This window comes from Enterococcus wangshanyuanii (genome assembly GCF_002197645.1).
GTDB lineage: Bacteria > Bacillota > Bacilli > Lactobacillales > Enterococcaceae > Enterococcus_L > Enterococcus_L wangshanyuanii.
The window spans coordinates 2,843,934-2,859,166 of the sequence record NZ_CP021874.1 but is presented as its reverse complement, the minus strand read 5'-3'; the positions used below and the strand labels follow the sequence as shown (position 1 = coordinate 2,859,166).

Sequence of the window (15,233 nt, the reverse complement as noted above, 5' to 3'; positions counted from 1 at the left end):
CATCTCCATTTCTATTTTATGAAAGTTAAAATTGATTCATCCGGCTCTGATGGAATCATTTGCGCTGTGATCGTTACACCTTGGCTGATTAATCGATGAATCGTTTGTATATCTTCCTCTGTCAATGCAACAGATTTTTTAATGGCTTTACTACCCTCTTTTTGTGATATATTGCCGATATTAAAGGTTTTCAATGGTATGCCACCGTCGATCAAAGCAGCCATATCAGCAATATCTTTGGTGATCAAGAATACTTTCTCATCTTCATAATTTCCTGCTAAAATTTTTTCAATGGCTTTTCGTTTAGATAAAATAGATAATTTGACACCCGCTGGTTTGGCCATTTTTAGAGCACCGATTTGTAGCTGATCTTTGACCGCTAAGTCATTTACCACCATGATTCTTTGAGCACCCACAGTATTGGTCCAAACAGTAGCTACTTGTCCGTGAATTAAACGCTCATCTACTCGTGCATGTACAATTGTCATACTAAATCTCTCCTATTATATACTATTTTTTTAAAATAAACTGCCAACCCAAGCCAACATTGGCTGTAAATTGCCTAAAATCATCCCAATAAAAATCAACACGAAAATCAAACGGGTGGAATTCATTTTCTTTTTTCCTAATAACCAATAGGATAAAAGAACGATCCCTAATGGAATCAAGGCTGGTAAAACTTTATCCAACATTTCTTGAACCGACAATGTCACATCGCCCATTTTATACGTCAAATCCAGCTGATACGTAATAACGGACGGAATTAAGCCGCCGACAACCGTTAACCCTAAAATAGCAGCGCCTTGTGTAAATAATTTCATTTTATCAGCGAATTCTGTCGCTATTTTCTTTCCTTGATGATAACCGATCCAAGTAAACTTATAGCGAACCCACAACACTACAGCACCTGCGATCAGCGGGATGAGTAAGCCAACAATTTGACCGCCTTGCGCCATATAAGCCGCAATTGAAAAAACGATTGCTCGGTAAATAGCGATAAAAATAGTATCGCCCACACCCGCAAAAGGCCCCATCAGACCTGTTTTCAGTCCGGTGATCGCTGTTTCATCTTTCATTCCGACTTCTTCTTCTAAAGCCATATCTGCCCCCACGATCAAATGAGACATCGCAGGTGTCGTATTCATAAAGCCTAGATGGGTTTTCAAGGCTTTTTTCATGGCTTCTGGATCATCACTGTACAAGCGCTTCAATGCGGGCATCATCACCCATGAATAACCTAATCCTTGCATTTTTTCGTAGTTCCAGCCCCACTGATAGCCAAAAAGGTTGCGGACATATACTTTGTTGATATCATTTTTTGTTAATTTGTTAGTCATCGATTTCAACCTCCTCATCGTCTTCATAAACGACTGCTCCGCTAGTTGTAGCGGCACCGCCTTTATTTTGATTCATTACATAAATTGCTGCCAATGCTAAACCGACTAATGCAACGCCTAAGACAGAGAAGAATTGCGCACCGTATGCTAACAGAACAAAACCAATAATGAAATACGGCCAATATGTTTTGATCGGTAAGTAACGCATCAAAATAGCGATCCCCATCGCAGGTAGAATAGCACCGGCCGCTTTCAAACCACTCATTACTCAAACTGGAATCCAATTATTAATAGCGTTTACAACTTGTTCTCCAAAAGCCAGTCCAATAAAAACTGGGATCACACGAGAAAGTGTCCACGGAAAAATCCCTAATACATTACAACGTTCTACTCCTTTGTAATTCCCTTCTTCTGCATAACGATCTGCTTTATGTTGGAAAAATGTATTGGCCATTCTGCCTACAATATCTAATTGCGTCAATAGTAGGCCAATCGGTACAGCAACACCAATGCCATATTCAGCCCCTTTACCGGAAATAATCGCGTAAGCCGTCCCCATAATCGCTCCTGATAGAAAATCCGGAACTGTTGCTCCGCCATAGGTTGCTACCCCTAGAGTCATTAGTTGTAATGTTGCCCCAATCATCAAGCCTGTTTGAACATCCCCTAAAACTAATCCTGTAAATGTTGCAGCAAACAGTGGTGTATAAGGACCAATTTGAATGGAAATTTGGTCAAGAACACCGACAACTGTGTAAAGACATAAAATTAAAATAATACCGATCGATACTGTCATTGCTTTTTGCTCCCCTCTTGAATACGTTTTCTTTTTACACCTGTAGGATATCACGAAAGAAATTATATTTCAAGTTATTATTAATAATAAAATTAAATGAAATTGAATTTCTTTTATGATACACTAGAATAAAAAGATTCAGGAGTGGTTTTATGAAGGTATTACTGATTTACTTCGTTACAATTTTTCTTTCCAATACAGTAGGCGCTTTATCTGGTATGGGCGGTGGCGTGATTATCAAGCCTGCTTTGGACTTTCTCGGATACCATTCATTAAATACCATTGCCTTTTATTCAAGTGTCGCTGTTTTTACGATGGCTATTTCCTCTACTTACAAGCAGTACCAAAATGGCCTTCAAATTCAATGGAAAAAGGCGGCAGGAATTTCAGCAGGATCATTGATTGGCGGAATGATTGGAGATTTGCTGCTCAATCAAGCTTTAGCAGCAGCTTCAGATCAAAGCCAAGTTCAAGTGATGCAGTATAGTATCATGTTGGTCACCTTAGTTCTCGTACTCATTTATAATCGATTTTCTCATTGGCAGTTTCATTTTAGACGCATGTTCGTTTTTGTTTCAGTTGGGCTTTTCTTAGGAATTTTATCGACTTTTCTTGGGATTGGCGGCGGACCGATCAACGTGGCTTGTTTGATTTTCTTTTTCGGCATGAACATTAAATCTGCTACGGTTTATTCCATCATCACCATTTTCTTCTCACAACTTGCGAAATTAGGAACCATTGGTTTTTCAACAGGTTTTGATTCCTTTGATCTGACTATGTTATGGGCAATTATTCCAGCGGCTCTATTAGGCGGCTATGTTGGTGGCTTGTTAAGTAAAAAAATATCCGAGCAACATGTTGCTCAGATTTACAGTCTTGTCGTTTTTTTCGTTATTGTATTGAATGCTTATAATTTATGGATGATTGTACACGCCAGTTTCTAGAAAAAAATCCCTCGCTTAGAGAATAAAAAAACATATTCTTCAAGCAAGGGATTTTTTTATGCTATTTTCTCTTCAATTCTTCTACCTGATTTTCCAACGCTTTGATTTTTTTCTGTCTTTTTCTATAGCTATAAATAATGAAAGTAACTAGCAGTAACACGAGCACTAAAAGAATGTACCACCAATAATTTACTGTATTTTCATGAATATATGCTTGGTTATTCAATTGTTTTGCTTCTTTAGCCTTGATTTCAAAGTCTTCCTCGAAATCCCAGGTTCTGCCTTTAGATTCTGCATGGATCGTTAAACTATATTTGCCAGCTTTAAACGCTGTTTCTTCTAAATTTATCGGATAATTGAACTGTGAATTTGGTGCCATCTGTAAATCATGTTGACTTGCTTCATAAAGCACCGTATTCGTATTTTTCTTTTTGATTTTTGCGCTGAGGTTCAAGCGATTCAAATAAGCAGCCTCAGGATTTTCTAATTGAGCAAATACAACATTGCGATTATTGACCTGTCCTAAATGAATACCTGCTAATTGCAAATCAGAAGAAACTTCCTTTTCCCCATGTAAAACCAATGCAATGACATAACCAAATTGATTGTTGATCGTAACATCAGCTTTCGAGTCTTTCGGATGAGCATTTTCTTCACTTGTAAAGATTATGCCGCCAGATAATAGACCAGAAAACGCTTGTTTTGGCATCGTGATCGTATAGTCTACATTTTTTGTCTCATGTGGAGCTAATGGGACTTTTTTAGTTGCTGTCTGAACAAGCTGACTTAGATCATATGACAGCTTTACAGACTTATTTTCATCACTATTGATATATTCTACGACACCATTTGTATTCGTTGTTGCTGTTTTGACTGCTGTATCGATCGTCAATGCTCTGTCAGATCGATTGGTTATTGCAACCGTGACTGTATGCTGCTCCTCTGGTTTCAAACGTAAGTCAAAGTATGTTTTCGTTGTATCTACTTGTGCAGAAGAAGGTACAGCCTTTACTTCATATTCTGCTTCTTGCGCCCATCCCGACATGGTTCCTATAATGCTGATGCAGATAAATCCCATTACCATCATCAAAATACTAAGTACTTTTTTCAACATATTGATTCCTCCATTTTTATTGCTATGTATAATGCCGTCATCACGTTATCAAGTAAAAAATAGAAGCAAAAACTGCTGTTTTATCTGCTGCCTTTGCTTCTAAATAAAAAAGGTTAATTATTCTCTGGTTGGTCTAAAAGTGTCCAAGTCAGTGTTGTTTCATATTGTTTTGCTACTTTCGTTGTTTTGCCTGGAACTTCCAAGGTCACCGCATCTTGAGCAAAACTTTCGATCGTCACACCGTTTCCTTGTTCAGCAGCTGCTGCTAAAATCGTTGCTCCTGACCCATCAGTGTTCAATACGACGTCTGTTTTTGCAGTTGCTGAGCTTGATGAATCTGCTGAAATCGTAGGTGTTTTTAATGTCATTTGGGCATTCGTCAATTCTTTTTCATCCGCTTTAAATTGTCCATTTTGTGCAACTTGGACTGTCCAGCCAGCTTCTGTTCCGCGAATATCCTGTACTGTAGTTATTGTTTCTGCTTTGTTTTTATAGACTTCATCTTTTGCTGAAATAGGGTTAGAACCAAAATCAAAGTCTGCGACATTGACTAAAGTCAGTGCTCCTTGTGTCGGTGTTGTGAAACCTACATCACTTTTTGAGTCTTTATTGTCAACCTCTTCGGCATTGGCAAGTACACTAGTACTCAACACCATCATAACTGTTACTATTCCTACAAAAATTTTGTTTGCTTTCATCTAAATTCGCTCCTCGTTTGTTAAATTTCTATATGCAAACATTCCAATTGTTACGATTAGAATGGATATGCCTGTTTTTACTATCGGTACGGTAGATTGTTTTTCCCCTGTGAGAGGGAATTTTTGACGTGCTTGTCCTTTTTCTACTTCATAAAAGCCCACTGTTGCTTTTCCTTTTGCAGCATATGCATCAACTGTAGTCATTTGTTGACTAAAACAAATTCCTATCAGAAGTAGATAGACAAGTCCTTTTTTTCTACTGTTCACATCAATACTCCTATTACTCATTTGCGACAACATCATACAATTCCCAACGAATTTCTCCTGAATATCGGTCAGCCCGTGCTTCGCCTGATTTCACATTGACCTTCAAGCCACGTTCTGAAGCTGTCCATCCTTGACTGACATTACACTCATCATGCGTCGTTGTCACCGCCGAATGAATAACTGTAGACGTGTTTGCATGTAAAGTCTGTGTTTGACTGCCGTCCGTGTAAACTAATGCATCTGGCAATACCGCTTGAGTACGCTCACCTGTCAATGGTTTATCTAATGTAGCGCGTAACTGCCAATTAGAACCCAATGTTCGTGTATCCTTTATGATGATATCCTGATCCATTGATTCGATTGCATATTCTTTATTTTCTGCAGACAGCTCATGAGTCCCAAAGCTAAGTTGTGCTGGAACAGAAGAAAAAGCAAGCTGTCCTTGATAACGATAAATGACTGTCTGTTCTTCGTTAGAAATCGTTCCTGAATCATTTTCCGGTTGTCTGATCAGCGTATAGCCCGAAATGCTTTCCGCTTTCGTCTGATAGTTCTTGCCGATTCGACCAATTATGGTTGTTTCAGGTGCTATTTCCTGTCCATCCTCATTTACGTATTTTACTGTCACTGGTTTGCCTTGAACTAAATCTGCCTCAAGCAAAGCTTCATTGCTCGTCTTTTCCTCTTGATTTAAAGTAACTGTCGCTGTATTCGGAATCAAAAACTTATCGCTAGTAAGATCTGCCAAAATTTCTTGAGCAATTTGTACACTGCCAATTAAATCAACAGTATAGGTCTGCCCATAAAAACGGCTATCGTCTAAGCTCTCGGAATTGGCCGAGATCCTCAGTTCATTTGCCTCGTTTTTATTTATGGTGAAACGATTTGTCACATTCGTGCCCAGCTCATCTTTGATCACAATATCTTGAACGGACACGACCAGTTCTGGCGCTAGCTGATCGATGATTTCCATATTTTGGATCGGTTTTTGTTGAGAATAAGCTGGGATTTTTTGCGAAATACGATACAACAGCTTTTTCTCAGAGCCCATATAATCAAAGCGACTACCTGTTTTGATCGGTGCTTCCAGCTCCTCTCCGCCAACAATATCTCCAAAATCTGGAAAGTCATTATAATCAAACGTCGCATCACTTTCCTCAGCGCTGATCGACATATTTGTATGGATATCACGCCCTGAAATCACACTCCCAAGCACCTTTCCTTGTGTATCATCAAGAAAGACAGAAGCTCTTGGAGCAAAAACGGTACCGATAAATAAGGAAGCATTACTTCTAAATTGAATTTCCTGCTCTTCATCATTAAAATTATGAACAAGATGTGTCGCTACTTTATACGTTCTTTCCTTTAAGTCTGCTGGAATCGTATGGCTGTCTGATTTGACTAAGGGAATTTCTTTATCGGCATATTTGCCTTCAAAAAAGATACCTTGATTTCCTTCAAACTTGTACTCTTCGTCTCCCGGTAAGCTTGGATAAGCGGTCGCATGAAAAAAGGTACTGCCGCTAAAATTGAAGGTTGGAAAATGTTTATAATTAAGAATCAAGTATGGCGTAAGCATCGTTTCTGGATCATAATTCGTATAGTTGATCGAAATATCCTGCGCACGTTCAAAATGATCGATTTGACCATCTACATCGACAATAATTACCGCTTGTTCTTTTGCTTCTTTTTTCAAAGCAACATTGATTTGAATCGTAGACTGACTGCCCCAATCATTTGGATTAACGACTTTTCGCTCTGTATTGATTTCTGCTGTCTGAACTGCTGAATTGAATACCATTCTTTGATTCGAATCAGTTAGCTCTGCATAATAGTCACTGACTGATTGGATATTTTCAGCTATTTGTGAAAAATTGGAAACGCCATTATCAACAAATGAAGGAAAAGTTTGCACCGAATCTTGATAGAGTCGTTCAGAAAAATTTTGCTTAAGATCAGGATAATATTTTAATGCTTCCGTTAATTCATTTTCTGTTGGCGCCTCCTCTATGTAATAATGTAACTGCTCTTTATTGGTATATCTAAAGCTATTGTCATTGGCATACCAGCGAATCAAATCCTCGCCGCTGATTTTCTCAGAAACAACTGCTGGGTCCAATTGATCTAACGTCCAGTTATTTTGCGCATTCTGGTAGTTTTGAAAGGCACTCTTAGCTAAACCAGAGGAACCTGTTGAAGTCACATTTCTAGCGAGAAACTGCCCCACTATCTGCTTTTCCTGAAGTTGATCCGTATTAAAATATAAAGTTCCTCCAGCAGTCAAATTCGTCTTAGTCGAGATGCCTAAAGGGTAGCCAGAAGGCGGTGCAGCTGTCGCGGCGAAAATAGGATCTGCCCAAATCAAATGACCTAGTATAACGAACGCCAAAAAGAAAATGTTCACTCTGATTTTCCTCATCATACACCTCTGCTATCTCTAATAATATGTATAAAAACACAAACTTCTATTCTATATGAAATAATACATTTTTTTTCAGAAAGTGACTGTACATTTTCGAAACAGTTTGTTTCATTTTCAAAAAAACATACTAGAATCTGGACTAAAAAGCAGTATTCTCTGCTTTATCCCCTGATTCTAGTATGTTTTTTTCGATAAATTATAAGCTTAGGAATAACTCTTTATAAAAAATCTGGTTGATCATGTCGATCATTTTTCCCCATTGCTCTGGATTTAGCTGTTCATCAAAGTAAAAGTGCTCTGTTTGGGGATCAATGTTTTCATAAGAATCTGAAATAACTAAATCTGCTGCCAGTACATCACTAGTAAATATGATCCGATCATGATTGTAAACATCTAAAATAATTTTTTTGATTCCTTCAGCTAAAATCAAATTATTATTAAAAATCACACAAATCAATAAACTGCCAGCTTTTTTGTTTAAGTAAATCCCTGAATAAAGTGTCAGGGTCAGAATCGACAATACACCATTGAGTGCTTGTTTTTTGATCTTTGGATAAAAATCTTGACGCTGAATGATCGTAGTGATTTTCTGGAACGTCTCCACATTTGTCTCATCATAGTCGATCATAGAATGAAAGGAAAGATCATTTCGATAATAACCAGAAATATCAATCGTGATATGTTTGATATAAATAAGCAACATAAGTAAATAGAAATAAAATATCGTATAGCTTTCCTCTGAATAGTTTAAATCAAATTCTATTCTTATTTCCTCCATCAAATTCGTGGTATGTCTAGCAACTTCAAGTGATGACTGTTGATAGTCTTCAACGATTTTCTTTCTTGTTTCTTGCGAATCTAAATTGTAGATCAAGCCTCTAGTTGCAAATAGCAGTAATGCCCGCTCTTGTTGGTATTGTTTTTTTGAGACGTGTTGTTTCAACACGGGCACTATTTCCAGCTCTTTATTATCAAAATAAGCAATATCTGCTAAAAAATCTTCCGAAAGAGCAACATAATTCTTTTGCCAAAGAGTCCTCCTCAGGGTGATCAATTGGATAAATCGTAATTTTGCCTGCTGAGATTCTGATAAGGAGTCTGCATGGTCAAAATAATGTTCAAAGTCTTTGATTTCTAACCATGCTTCCGGATAATTTTTATTATCAAACGTTGTCGATTTAAAGACGGACCAGTAGGAATAAAAACTAAATAGTCGCACGCCGATCTCATTTCCTATTAATGGACTAGACACTTCTTCAAAAGAAATTTTCCCACCAAAAGGAATCAGCATCTCCTTTAATACTCGCAGTTGCTTATACACTGATGAGCTACTCATATGCATATCTAGCGCCATTGCATCGATCGATGGGTAATTTTTTTTCAGCAAGGTATCCAATAGAAAAAATATTCCGCTCTTTTGAACATAAAACAGATGGATATAATCGATCAAATAGCCTATACTAAACATTTTCTCCGTGTGAATCTGATACATACCTGTTTGACTATTTTGAATCAAGTGTACGTTATCCTCAAATACTGTTTCTACTTCTACTGCTAAATCGTGTATATAACGACTAAGAGTACTCTTTGTCAGATGATAGGTTTCCAGCAATTCATTAAAGCTTAGTCCATTTTTTGCGAAAACAATTGCTTTAAATAATTCGAACTTCATCCGCTCTTTTTTTCCCATGAAAGAATTTCGCATCGTAGTCTCCTTATGATCGCCTATTTTGCTTTACTTAAACGCTTCTTCATTATTATAGAATACTTTGCATTACTCTTGTGCAAAAACGCTCAAGGAAGAACAGACAAAAAAACGACCCTCCTAGTTATGTTTAAGTAACGGTCGCTCAGCTTTATCTTATTTAATTATTCTTCAAACGGACGATCTTCACTGATCTGAATCGGCTCGATCTTTTTCGCTTGTCCCGTTTGGTCGTCAATATCAATGATACATGCAGATAGGATACTTCGCCCTTCTTCAACGACCTCAAATCGTTTTGGTAATGCCGTTAAGAATTTCTCGATGACCGGTCCGCGCTTCATCCCTAAAATACCATCATATGGGCCAGTCATACCAACATCACTTAAAAAGGCCGTGCCAGCTGGCAGAATCCGAGCATCATTTGTTTGGACATGTGTATGTGTCCCTACCACTGCACTGACTTTCCCGTCTAAAAACCAGCTCATCGCTTGTTTTTCACTGGTTGTTTCGCCATGAAAATCAACAAAAATCAATGGAGTTCTTTTGCGTGCTTCAGCAACTAATTCTTCTGCTTTACGGAACGGATCATCAATATCTGCCATAAATACTCGAGCCTGCATATTGATCACTGCCAGCTCAAGCTGGTTGACTTTTACGAAAACCATCCCCTGACCTGGAGTCCCTTCTGGGAAATTTGCCGGACGGATCATTTTTTTCGCGTCATCGATAAATTCAAAAATATCTTTATTATCCCATGTGTGGTTCCCTAAAGTAACTACATCCACGCCATCTTGTAAAAGTTTTTTATAAATTTTCCCAGTGATCCCTCGACCAGATGCTGCATTTTCTCCATTCGCAATCGTTACCTGCGGGCGGTACTTTTTCTTTAGTTTAGGTAAATAGGTGCTGATTGCGTCTCGTCCCATTGAACCAACAACGTCGCCTATAAATAATATACGCAAAAAAATTTCCTCTTCTCTTTTGATTTCTATGTCCATTATAGAGGTTTTTATATTGGAATAAAAGGATTTATTCACTATTTCCGTCTAGGTGTTCCAGCGGACAGCCTTCTTCTTGAAAAGCTGACTCGCCTTATGAAAATCAAAAACTAAAAATAAAGAGACAAATACTTTTTGTTTTTTAATAAAAACTCTTGATAAACTATTTGTAATATTTTGAATATTTGATATTATAATAAAAGGGAAGATATTTGGTATACTTTGATATGTATATGAAGACAGTCTCCTATTTTTAAGCAAAGGAGCCGCTTAATCAACATTGCTGATTTTATGTCTATTTCTATTACAATCATGAGTAATGCATTTTCTATTTATACTTAAAAAAGAGGGAGAACCCATGAGAAAAAACAGTAAAAACTTAAACAAATTACAAGAAATCCGCAGTGCCTATGATATCACGCAAGAAGAACTTGCAGATAAAGTCAATGTTTCGATCCAAACGATTCAGAGTATTGAAAAGGGTAGATATAAACCTTCTGATTCTTTAGCGTTTAGTATCGCCAGTTTTCTAAATAGAGAAGTCAGCGAAATTTTTACACAATCCTAAAGGGAATAGACATGAGACGAACCTCGCTTAGGTTCAAGAGACAGTCTATTTTTACTTCAATTGCTTCAAAGTAAATGTCCAGTACAAAACAATTTTCTAGTTTTGTATTGGGCATTTACTAAATTCATTCGATTATTACATCGCTTTGTCAATTTTTCATCTCATTTCTATCTACTTCTTACAAAAAACAGATGTATAACAAAAAGTCCTCTCTATATACTGTTTATGAAGGGAGGAGATACAATGGCATTACAGGGATTATTCGACTCGATTCGTGCAGTTGTTCAAAGTGCGATTTCTGGTGATTGGATGCATTTAGGTTTGAGCATTGTTGATATCGTTCAAAATGCGCTTGGCATTACGTTTGAATTGGCTTATACCTTGCTACGGATGTTAGGGTTGGCTTAAGCACTAATGTAGGGTACCAAAAATAGAGGCGAAACCATCTGTCGATGCTTCGTCTCTATTTTTCTATGCTGTTTTGGATCAAATCTATGGCTCTTGAATAATTTCCCAGGTCACCTCACCTGTATATTCTTCTGCCAGCGTTCCTTTCGCCGGAACTTCTAGCTTAAAGCCTTGATTTTTATTTCCTGCAGTATCTAAGATAAAATTGAACTCTTTTTTCGCTTTATCGTTAGTGTCCTGTTGATTATTTACCAACTCGCCGCCGGTGCCGTTCAATAGGATATTGTTCGTACCATTTTGATAGATCAAGCGTGCATCCTTCAACACTTTATTTCCAGCAGTCGTAAATTCTTTCGATAAAAAAGCGTTCAATCGAATATTTCCTCTGGTCTTCGCTGGACTAGTCGATCCACTACTTGTGATTTGTCGATTATCTCTTAACGCTACTTCAAAATCATCCACACTATCATAGGCAAGCACCTGTTCAAACGGTGAAACAAACCCCGTTTCAAAAGTCAATAAATCAGGAACTGTCAAAGTCAGCAGTCCTTCATATTTATAGTAGACCGCTTCACTGTCATATGGAAATACAGCTGCTTCTTCTGTGCCTGTGACTTTTCCTTGATCAAAATTCAAATAGCGGTAATCTGCGCTTTCAGTGTTCATTTTTGCCAGCTGGTCTTTCACTTCTTTTTGTTCTTTTAGATTGAGCGTTGAACCATTGCCACCTGTAATCGTTATCGGTGCGACTGTTTCAATATCTGTCCCATCCTGATACGCAAAATGAACCACGATTTTCCCTTCTTTGACATAGGAAATCGTTAATTTGTTGTCTTGTGTCGGCGATAACACGATCTCTTTCCCTGGATCACTGTATTCTTCATTTGACAAGTATCCATCCGGCGCCTTGATTTCTTTTAATGTATAATTCGTTACTACATAGTCTTTTAAGACGATTTGGCCATTAGCGTTAGTCGTAACCGTATCTACAAGCTTGCCATTCTTGTCGATGACTTCATAGGTGGCACCCGCGACCGGTTTGTTCGTGACAGAATCAACTGTATTGATCGTCATATCCTTCAAAATCAGATTGCCACCGCCGCCAGCACCAGAGTTATCGATATCGAATTTTCCTGACCAGTAGTTTGACATATAACTTTGTGTCGTAACATAATTATTATAGTTCGTAAATGGATGTGTAGCCCCACCACCAGAATAGCTTTTGGTTCCGCTCGTATTAAAACTCCATGTCGTTTTTACGATCAAGCCATTTTTGAGTTGATCATCGTTGATGTTTACATACCAATTAGAATAACCGCCTCCGCCTATTGAAACTGTCGATGCTGGTAGAGGATTGCCATCTCCATCAGTGACTTCTCTCAGACTCGGCAATTCCCTCATTTCATTTGCCGGCACCATTGAGGCAATTGAAACTCGTGTTCCTTTTATCAAAGCAAAGCCATTATTTTTTTTGATCGTCAATGTTGCCTCTGCAATATTTGCATAAGTTTGACTCGTAGCGAATGTGAAGCTAGCCGGCAGTCGGTTATTGAAATACAGCCATGATGTTTGATTGACAGGATCGGTATTTTCATTTGTTTGGGTAAGTTTTACAGCATCACCAGCAACATTATAGTAGTTATTTTTTGCGAGAGTAAAACTAACGATGATTGGTTTCGTCAATTTTTTATTTTTTATAACTAGTTGGCCGTCCTCTATTTTTAACTCTGGATACTCTTCATCGTCAGAAGAAAGCTCTTCGCCCAGTAGCAAGCTATTATAGTCAGTAGTAGAAAATTGCTTCACAGTATTGACCGAGAATTTCTCATCTAAAATACTTACATCTAAGCTTTTAAAATTGGCTACTATCTCATTATTAGATACAGTAGCTCCGCCAGGATTGATCAATAGTTTCACTTGATTTACTGGTTGTTCTTTTAAGAGCTCCGTCGTTGAGTTTGAGCTATTTTTACTAAGCAAAAATGGGGTGTTTGTAATAAGGTAGCTTGGTACATAAGCATAGCCTAATGTGGGAAACTCTTTTTCATCTGAAGAAGCAAATTTAAGCTTTGGTGTGATCGTATTCGCTGCACGTGAATACTTTTGATCTACCGTCAGTAAATCGACTTCTGTATTATAGGTGATCGTCAATTTTTCTTTGATCGTTTTCAAAAAGTTGATTTCAAAAGAATCTGGTTTCGTCACTAACTCATAATCTGTTCCTTCGACCAGCTCTTTTTGTGTCACACTTTTTCCAAAGGGAACAGAGGTGATCTTCAAATTGTTTAGTGTTCCAGCTTTAACGCCATTTCCAAAAGAATCTGTGATTTTAGTGACTTCTTGATAAAGCGAATTGACGGTTGCAGTCCAATTGATCACACTTTTATCTGTATTGAAGGTTCCTGTTTTTACATTATTGGCTTGGCCTTTAAATGTTGTTCCTCCACTAGTTTGATAACCATTGCCTGAAAGAACAAAGCGACTATTATACGGATTCGTTACTGTTTCGTCCATCCCCGCATAAATATCTAATCCAAATGTGTCTGTTGTATCTTCACCTAAATACGTCAACGTGACTTGCCCAAAGGCATCACTAGTGATTTCCCAGTTACTAATGGCCCTTTTAGTCCCTTCAACGATCGACCCATTCGCATTGAACGTTACCTTATACTCCTGAGCTAACTTGGTGTCGATCGCTACTAACGCCGGATCCCCCTCATTCGTTAAGGTAAAGCTGTCCCCTTTTTTCAACGGTTGATTGGTACCATTGATATAGATCGGTGTTTTAACGATTCGTTCGTTATCCTTGACGTTGGTGTCATAGATGATCGTTCCTAAACCTAAATAGCCTAATTCAACGACTCTAAAGCTTAAATAAAATCTACTAAGGGAAATAAAACTCTCTGTTGATTCACCTTGATAGATCCAAAAAGAGATGCCCATTGAAATAGAACCTGTTTTTCCGTTTGAGATTGGATTGAAGCCCGTATAGTCAAAAGTTACTTCGCCGCCAGATACTTCTAATGCTTCATGAAAACGTTCATTGAACTTCAACTGAGCAGAACCAGCTGCTTTAGGAACAATAGTAAAATCTTCACCGATCTTTAGTTCCTTTTTCTCGCCGATCCGATCCCCATCGATCGTTGTTTCATACGTATAGAATTTATAAGAATCAAGATCATGTGTCGCATTGACATAACCATCTGTCCAGTAACTTGGGAGCAATTTTTGACCCCATTCTACCTGAAGCATATTTTTGGATAAATCAACATGCATATAATTGACATTCGCTTCAGCAAATTTACCGCCCCAGTCAGGCATCAGGCTGACCTCGTTGTCTTCTTTATCGAATGTCTTACCATATACGTAGTTGCCGGTATCTTTCACATAAAGATGAAAAATATAATTCGTTGGTGTTTGTGTGTCAAATGGCATCTCTTGTTTTGAATTTAGCGAGGTATCAAAATTGATCCGTGTCACCAAATCTAAATTATATTCAGCTGACTGTACGTCTTTGACCATCGTCAAGGTCAATTTTCTGGTCGTTGGATCGATCTTGTATACCGCCGTATCACTTAATCCACCTTCAATAACCGATGAATAAGTAAATCCCTGCGGCAATATTGTCTCAAATGTATCACCAACTTTATAGTCCTTGTTGGTAAATTTGAAATTCATCGTCACTTTTACTTCTGAGTTATTTTTTAGATAATCTTCTTGTTCCAACACTCGGTTTTTTTCTGCGGGAATGATGATTTTAACATTTTGAAAAATGTTATCTGTAATTGCTCGTGTCGCAGTTATTTCTTGTGCTTGTAGTTTGTTTTTTGCGCTTAAAGAGGTCACTAAAATGGCGCTCAGTAGTATGCCGACCCCTAAAATCATCAAAGAGAGAATATACTTTTTGTTTTTCATATTAAGTATTGAAATACTCGCTATTCCAATGATTCACTCCTCTCATTTCGTTCGATAAATA

Annotated in this window: 12 protein-coding genes and 1 pseudogene; 3 read left to right on the top strand and 10 right to left on the bottom strand. The window is 37.8% G+C overall.

Annotated elements, in window-relative coordinates:
• Positions 1 to 11 precede the first annotated feature (11 nt).
• The 3 genes and pseudogenes from CC204_RS14270 to CC204_RS14255 all read right to left on the bottom strand — a co-directional run bounded on the left by CC204_RS14270 (position 12) and on the right by CC204_RS14255 (position 2,133).
• Positions 12 to 488, bottom strand: coding sequence for a PTS sugar transporter subunit IIB (locus tag CC204_RS14270; protein WP_088270778.1), 477 nt, complete (start codon positions 486 to 488; stop codon positions 12 to 14).
• Between the two features lie 30 nt (positions 489 to 518).
• Positions 519 to 1,337, bottom strand: a complete 819-nt coding sequence (locus CC204_RS14265) for a PTS system mannose/fructose/sorbose family transporter subunit IID (protein WP_088270777.1) — start codon at positions 1,335 to 1,337, stop codon at positions 519 to 521.
• A pseudogene (locus CC204_RS14255) lies at positions 1,330 to 2,133 on the bottom strand (PTS mannose/fructose/sorbose/N-acetylgalactosamine transporter subunit IIC). The gene CC204_RS14265 and the pseudogene CC204_RS14255 overlap by 8 nt, the downstream one beginning before the upstream one ends.
• Positions 2,134 to 2,351: 218 nt before the next feature.
• Between CC204_RS14255 and CC204_RS14250 the strand changes: the two are divergent.
• Positions 2,352 to 3,077: a sulfite exporter TauE/SafE family protein gene (locus CC204_RS14250; protein WP_229677508.1), complete on the top strand. Its 726-nt coding sequence runs from the start codon at positions 2,352 to 2,354 to the stop codon at positions 3,075 to 3,077.
• Between the two features lie 61 nt (positions 3,078 to 3,138).
• Here CC204_RS14250 and CC204_RS14245 read toward each other — a convergent pair whose 3' ends face one another.
• The 6 genes from CC204_RS14245 to CC204_RS14220 form a co-directional block, all read right to left on the bottom strand.
• Positions 3,139 to 4,191, bottom strand: a complete 1,053-nt coding sequence (locus CC204_RS14245; protein ID WP_088270773.1) for a WxLIP family cell surface protein — start codon at positions 4,189 to 4,191, stop codon at positions 3,139 to 3,141.
• A 113-nt stretch (positions 4,192 to 4,304) separates the two neighbouring features.
• Positions 4,305 to 4,889 carry a WxL domain-containing protein gene (locus CC204_RS14240; RefSeq protein ID WP_088270772.1) on the bottom strand — a complete coding sequence of 195 codons (585 nt, stop codon included), beginning with the start codon at positions 4,887 to 4,889 and terminating at the stop codon, positions 4,305 to 4,307.
• Positions 4,890 to 5,156, bottom strand: a complete 267-nt coding sequence (locus CC204_RS14235; RefSeq protein ID WP_157894303.1) for a hypothetical protein — start codon at positions 5,154 to 5,156, stop codon at positions 4,890 to 4,892.
• Between the two features lie 13 nt (positions 5,157 to 5,169).
• A complete protein-coding gene (locus tag CC204_RS14230; protein WP_088270770.1) occupies positions 5,170 to 7,575 on the bottom strand; it encodes a MucBP domain-containing protein in 2,406 nt (801 codons plus the stop codon).
• A 199-nt stretch (positions 7,576 to 7,774) separates the two neighbouring features.
• Positions 7,775 to 9,283 carry a helix-turn-helix domain-containing protein gene (locus CC204_RS14225; protein ID WP_088270769.1) on the bottom strand — a complete coding sequence of 503 codons (1,509 nt, stop codon included), beginning with the start codon at positions 9,281 to 9,283 and terminating at the stop codon, positions 7,775 to 7,777.
• 164 nt (positions 9,284 to 9,447) lie between these two features.
• Entirely contained in the window at positions 9,448 to 10,245 is a 798-nt protein-coding gene (locus CC204_RS14220) for a TIGR00282 family metallophosphoesterase (RefSeq protein WP_088270768.1), read from the bottom strand.
• A 394-nt stretch (positions 10,246 to 10,639) separates the two neighbouring features.
• Here CC204_RS14220 and CC204_RS14215 point away from each other — a divergent pair, with 394 nt between their 5' ends.
• Positions 10,640 to 10,849: a helix-turn-helix transcriptional regulator gene (locus CC204_RS14215; protein ID WP_088270767.1), complete on the top strand. Its 210-nt coding sequence runs from the start codon at positions 10,640 to 10,642 to the stop codon at positions 10,847 to 10,849.
• A 243-nt stretch (positions 10,850 to 11,092) separates the two neighbouring features.
• Complete coding sequence (locus tag CC204_RS14210) at positions 11,093 to 11,257, top strand: beta-class phenol-soluble modulin (RefSeq protein ID WP_120308911.1); 165 nt, start codon at positions 11,093 to 11,095, stop codon at positions 11,255 to 11,257.
• Between the two features lie 84 nt (positions 11,258 to 11,341).
• On the opposite strand, the gene CC204_RS14205 is transcribed toward CC204_RS14210, so the two are convergent.
• The gene (locus tag CC204_RS14205) at positions 11,342 to 15,172 is read right to left on the bottom strand and encodes a SpaA isopeptide-forming pilin-related protein (RefSeq protein ID WP_088270765.1); all 3,831 of its coding nucleotides are present in this window, start codon (positions 15,170 to 15,172) and stop codon (positions 11,342 to 11,344) included.
• Positions 15,173 to 15,233 lie beyond the last annotated feature (61 nt).

Bases quoted from the DNA above. Each gene is read 5' to 3' on its own strand.
- CC204_RS14270 (WP_088270778.1), bottom strand. From the start codon at position 488: ATGACAATTGTACATGCACGAGTAGATGAGCGTTTAATTCACGGACAA.
- CC204_RS14265 (WP_088270777.1), bottom strand. From the start codon at position 1,337: ATGACTAACAAATTAACAAAAAATGATATCAACAAAGTATATGTCCGC.
- CC204_RS14250 (WP_229677508.1), top strand. From the start codon at position 2,352: ATGGGCGGTGGCGTGATTATCAAGCCTGCTTTGGACTTTCTCGGATAC.
- CC204_RS14245 (WP_088270773.1), bottom strand. From the start codon at position 4,191: ATGTTGAAAAAAGTACTTAGTATTTTGATGATGGTAATGGGATTTATC.
- CC204_RS14240 (WP_088270772.1), bottom strand. From the start codon at position 4,889: ATGAAAGCAAACAAAATTTTTGTAGGAATAGTAACAGTTATGATGGTG.
- CC204_RS14230 (WP_088270770.1), bottom strand. From the start codon at position 7,575: ATGAGGAAAATCAGAGTGAACATTTTCTTTTTGGCGTTCGTTATACTA.
- CC204_RS14225 (WP_088270769.1), bottom strand. From the start codon at position 9,283: ATGCGAAATTCTTTCATGGGAAAAAAAGAGCGGATGAAGTTCGAATTA.
- CC204_RS14215 (WP_088270767.1), top strand. From the start codon at position 10,640: ATGAGAAAAAACAGTAAAAACTTAAACAAATTACAAGAAATCCGCAGT.
- CC204_RS14210 (WP_120308911.1), top strand. From the start codon at position 11,093: ATGGCATTACAGGGATTATTCGACTCGATTCGTGCAGTTGTTCAAAGT.
- CC204_RS14205 (WP_088270765.1), bottom strand. From the start codon at position 15,172: ATGAAAAACAAAAAGTATATTCTCTCTTTGATGATTTTAGGGGTCGGC.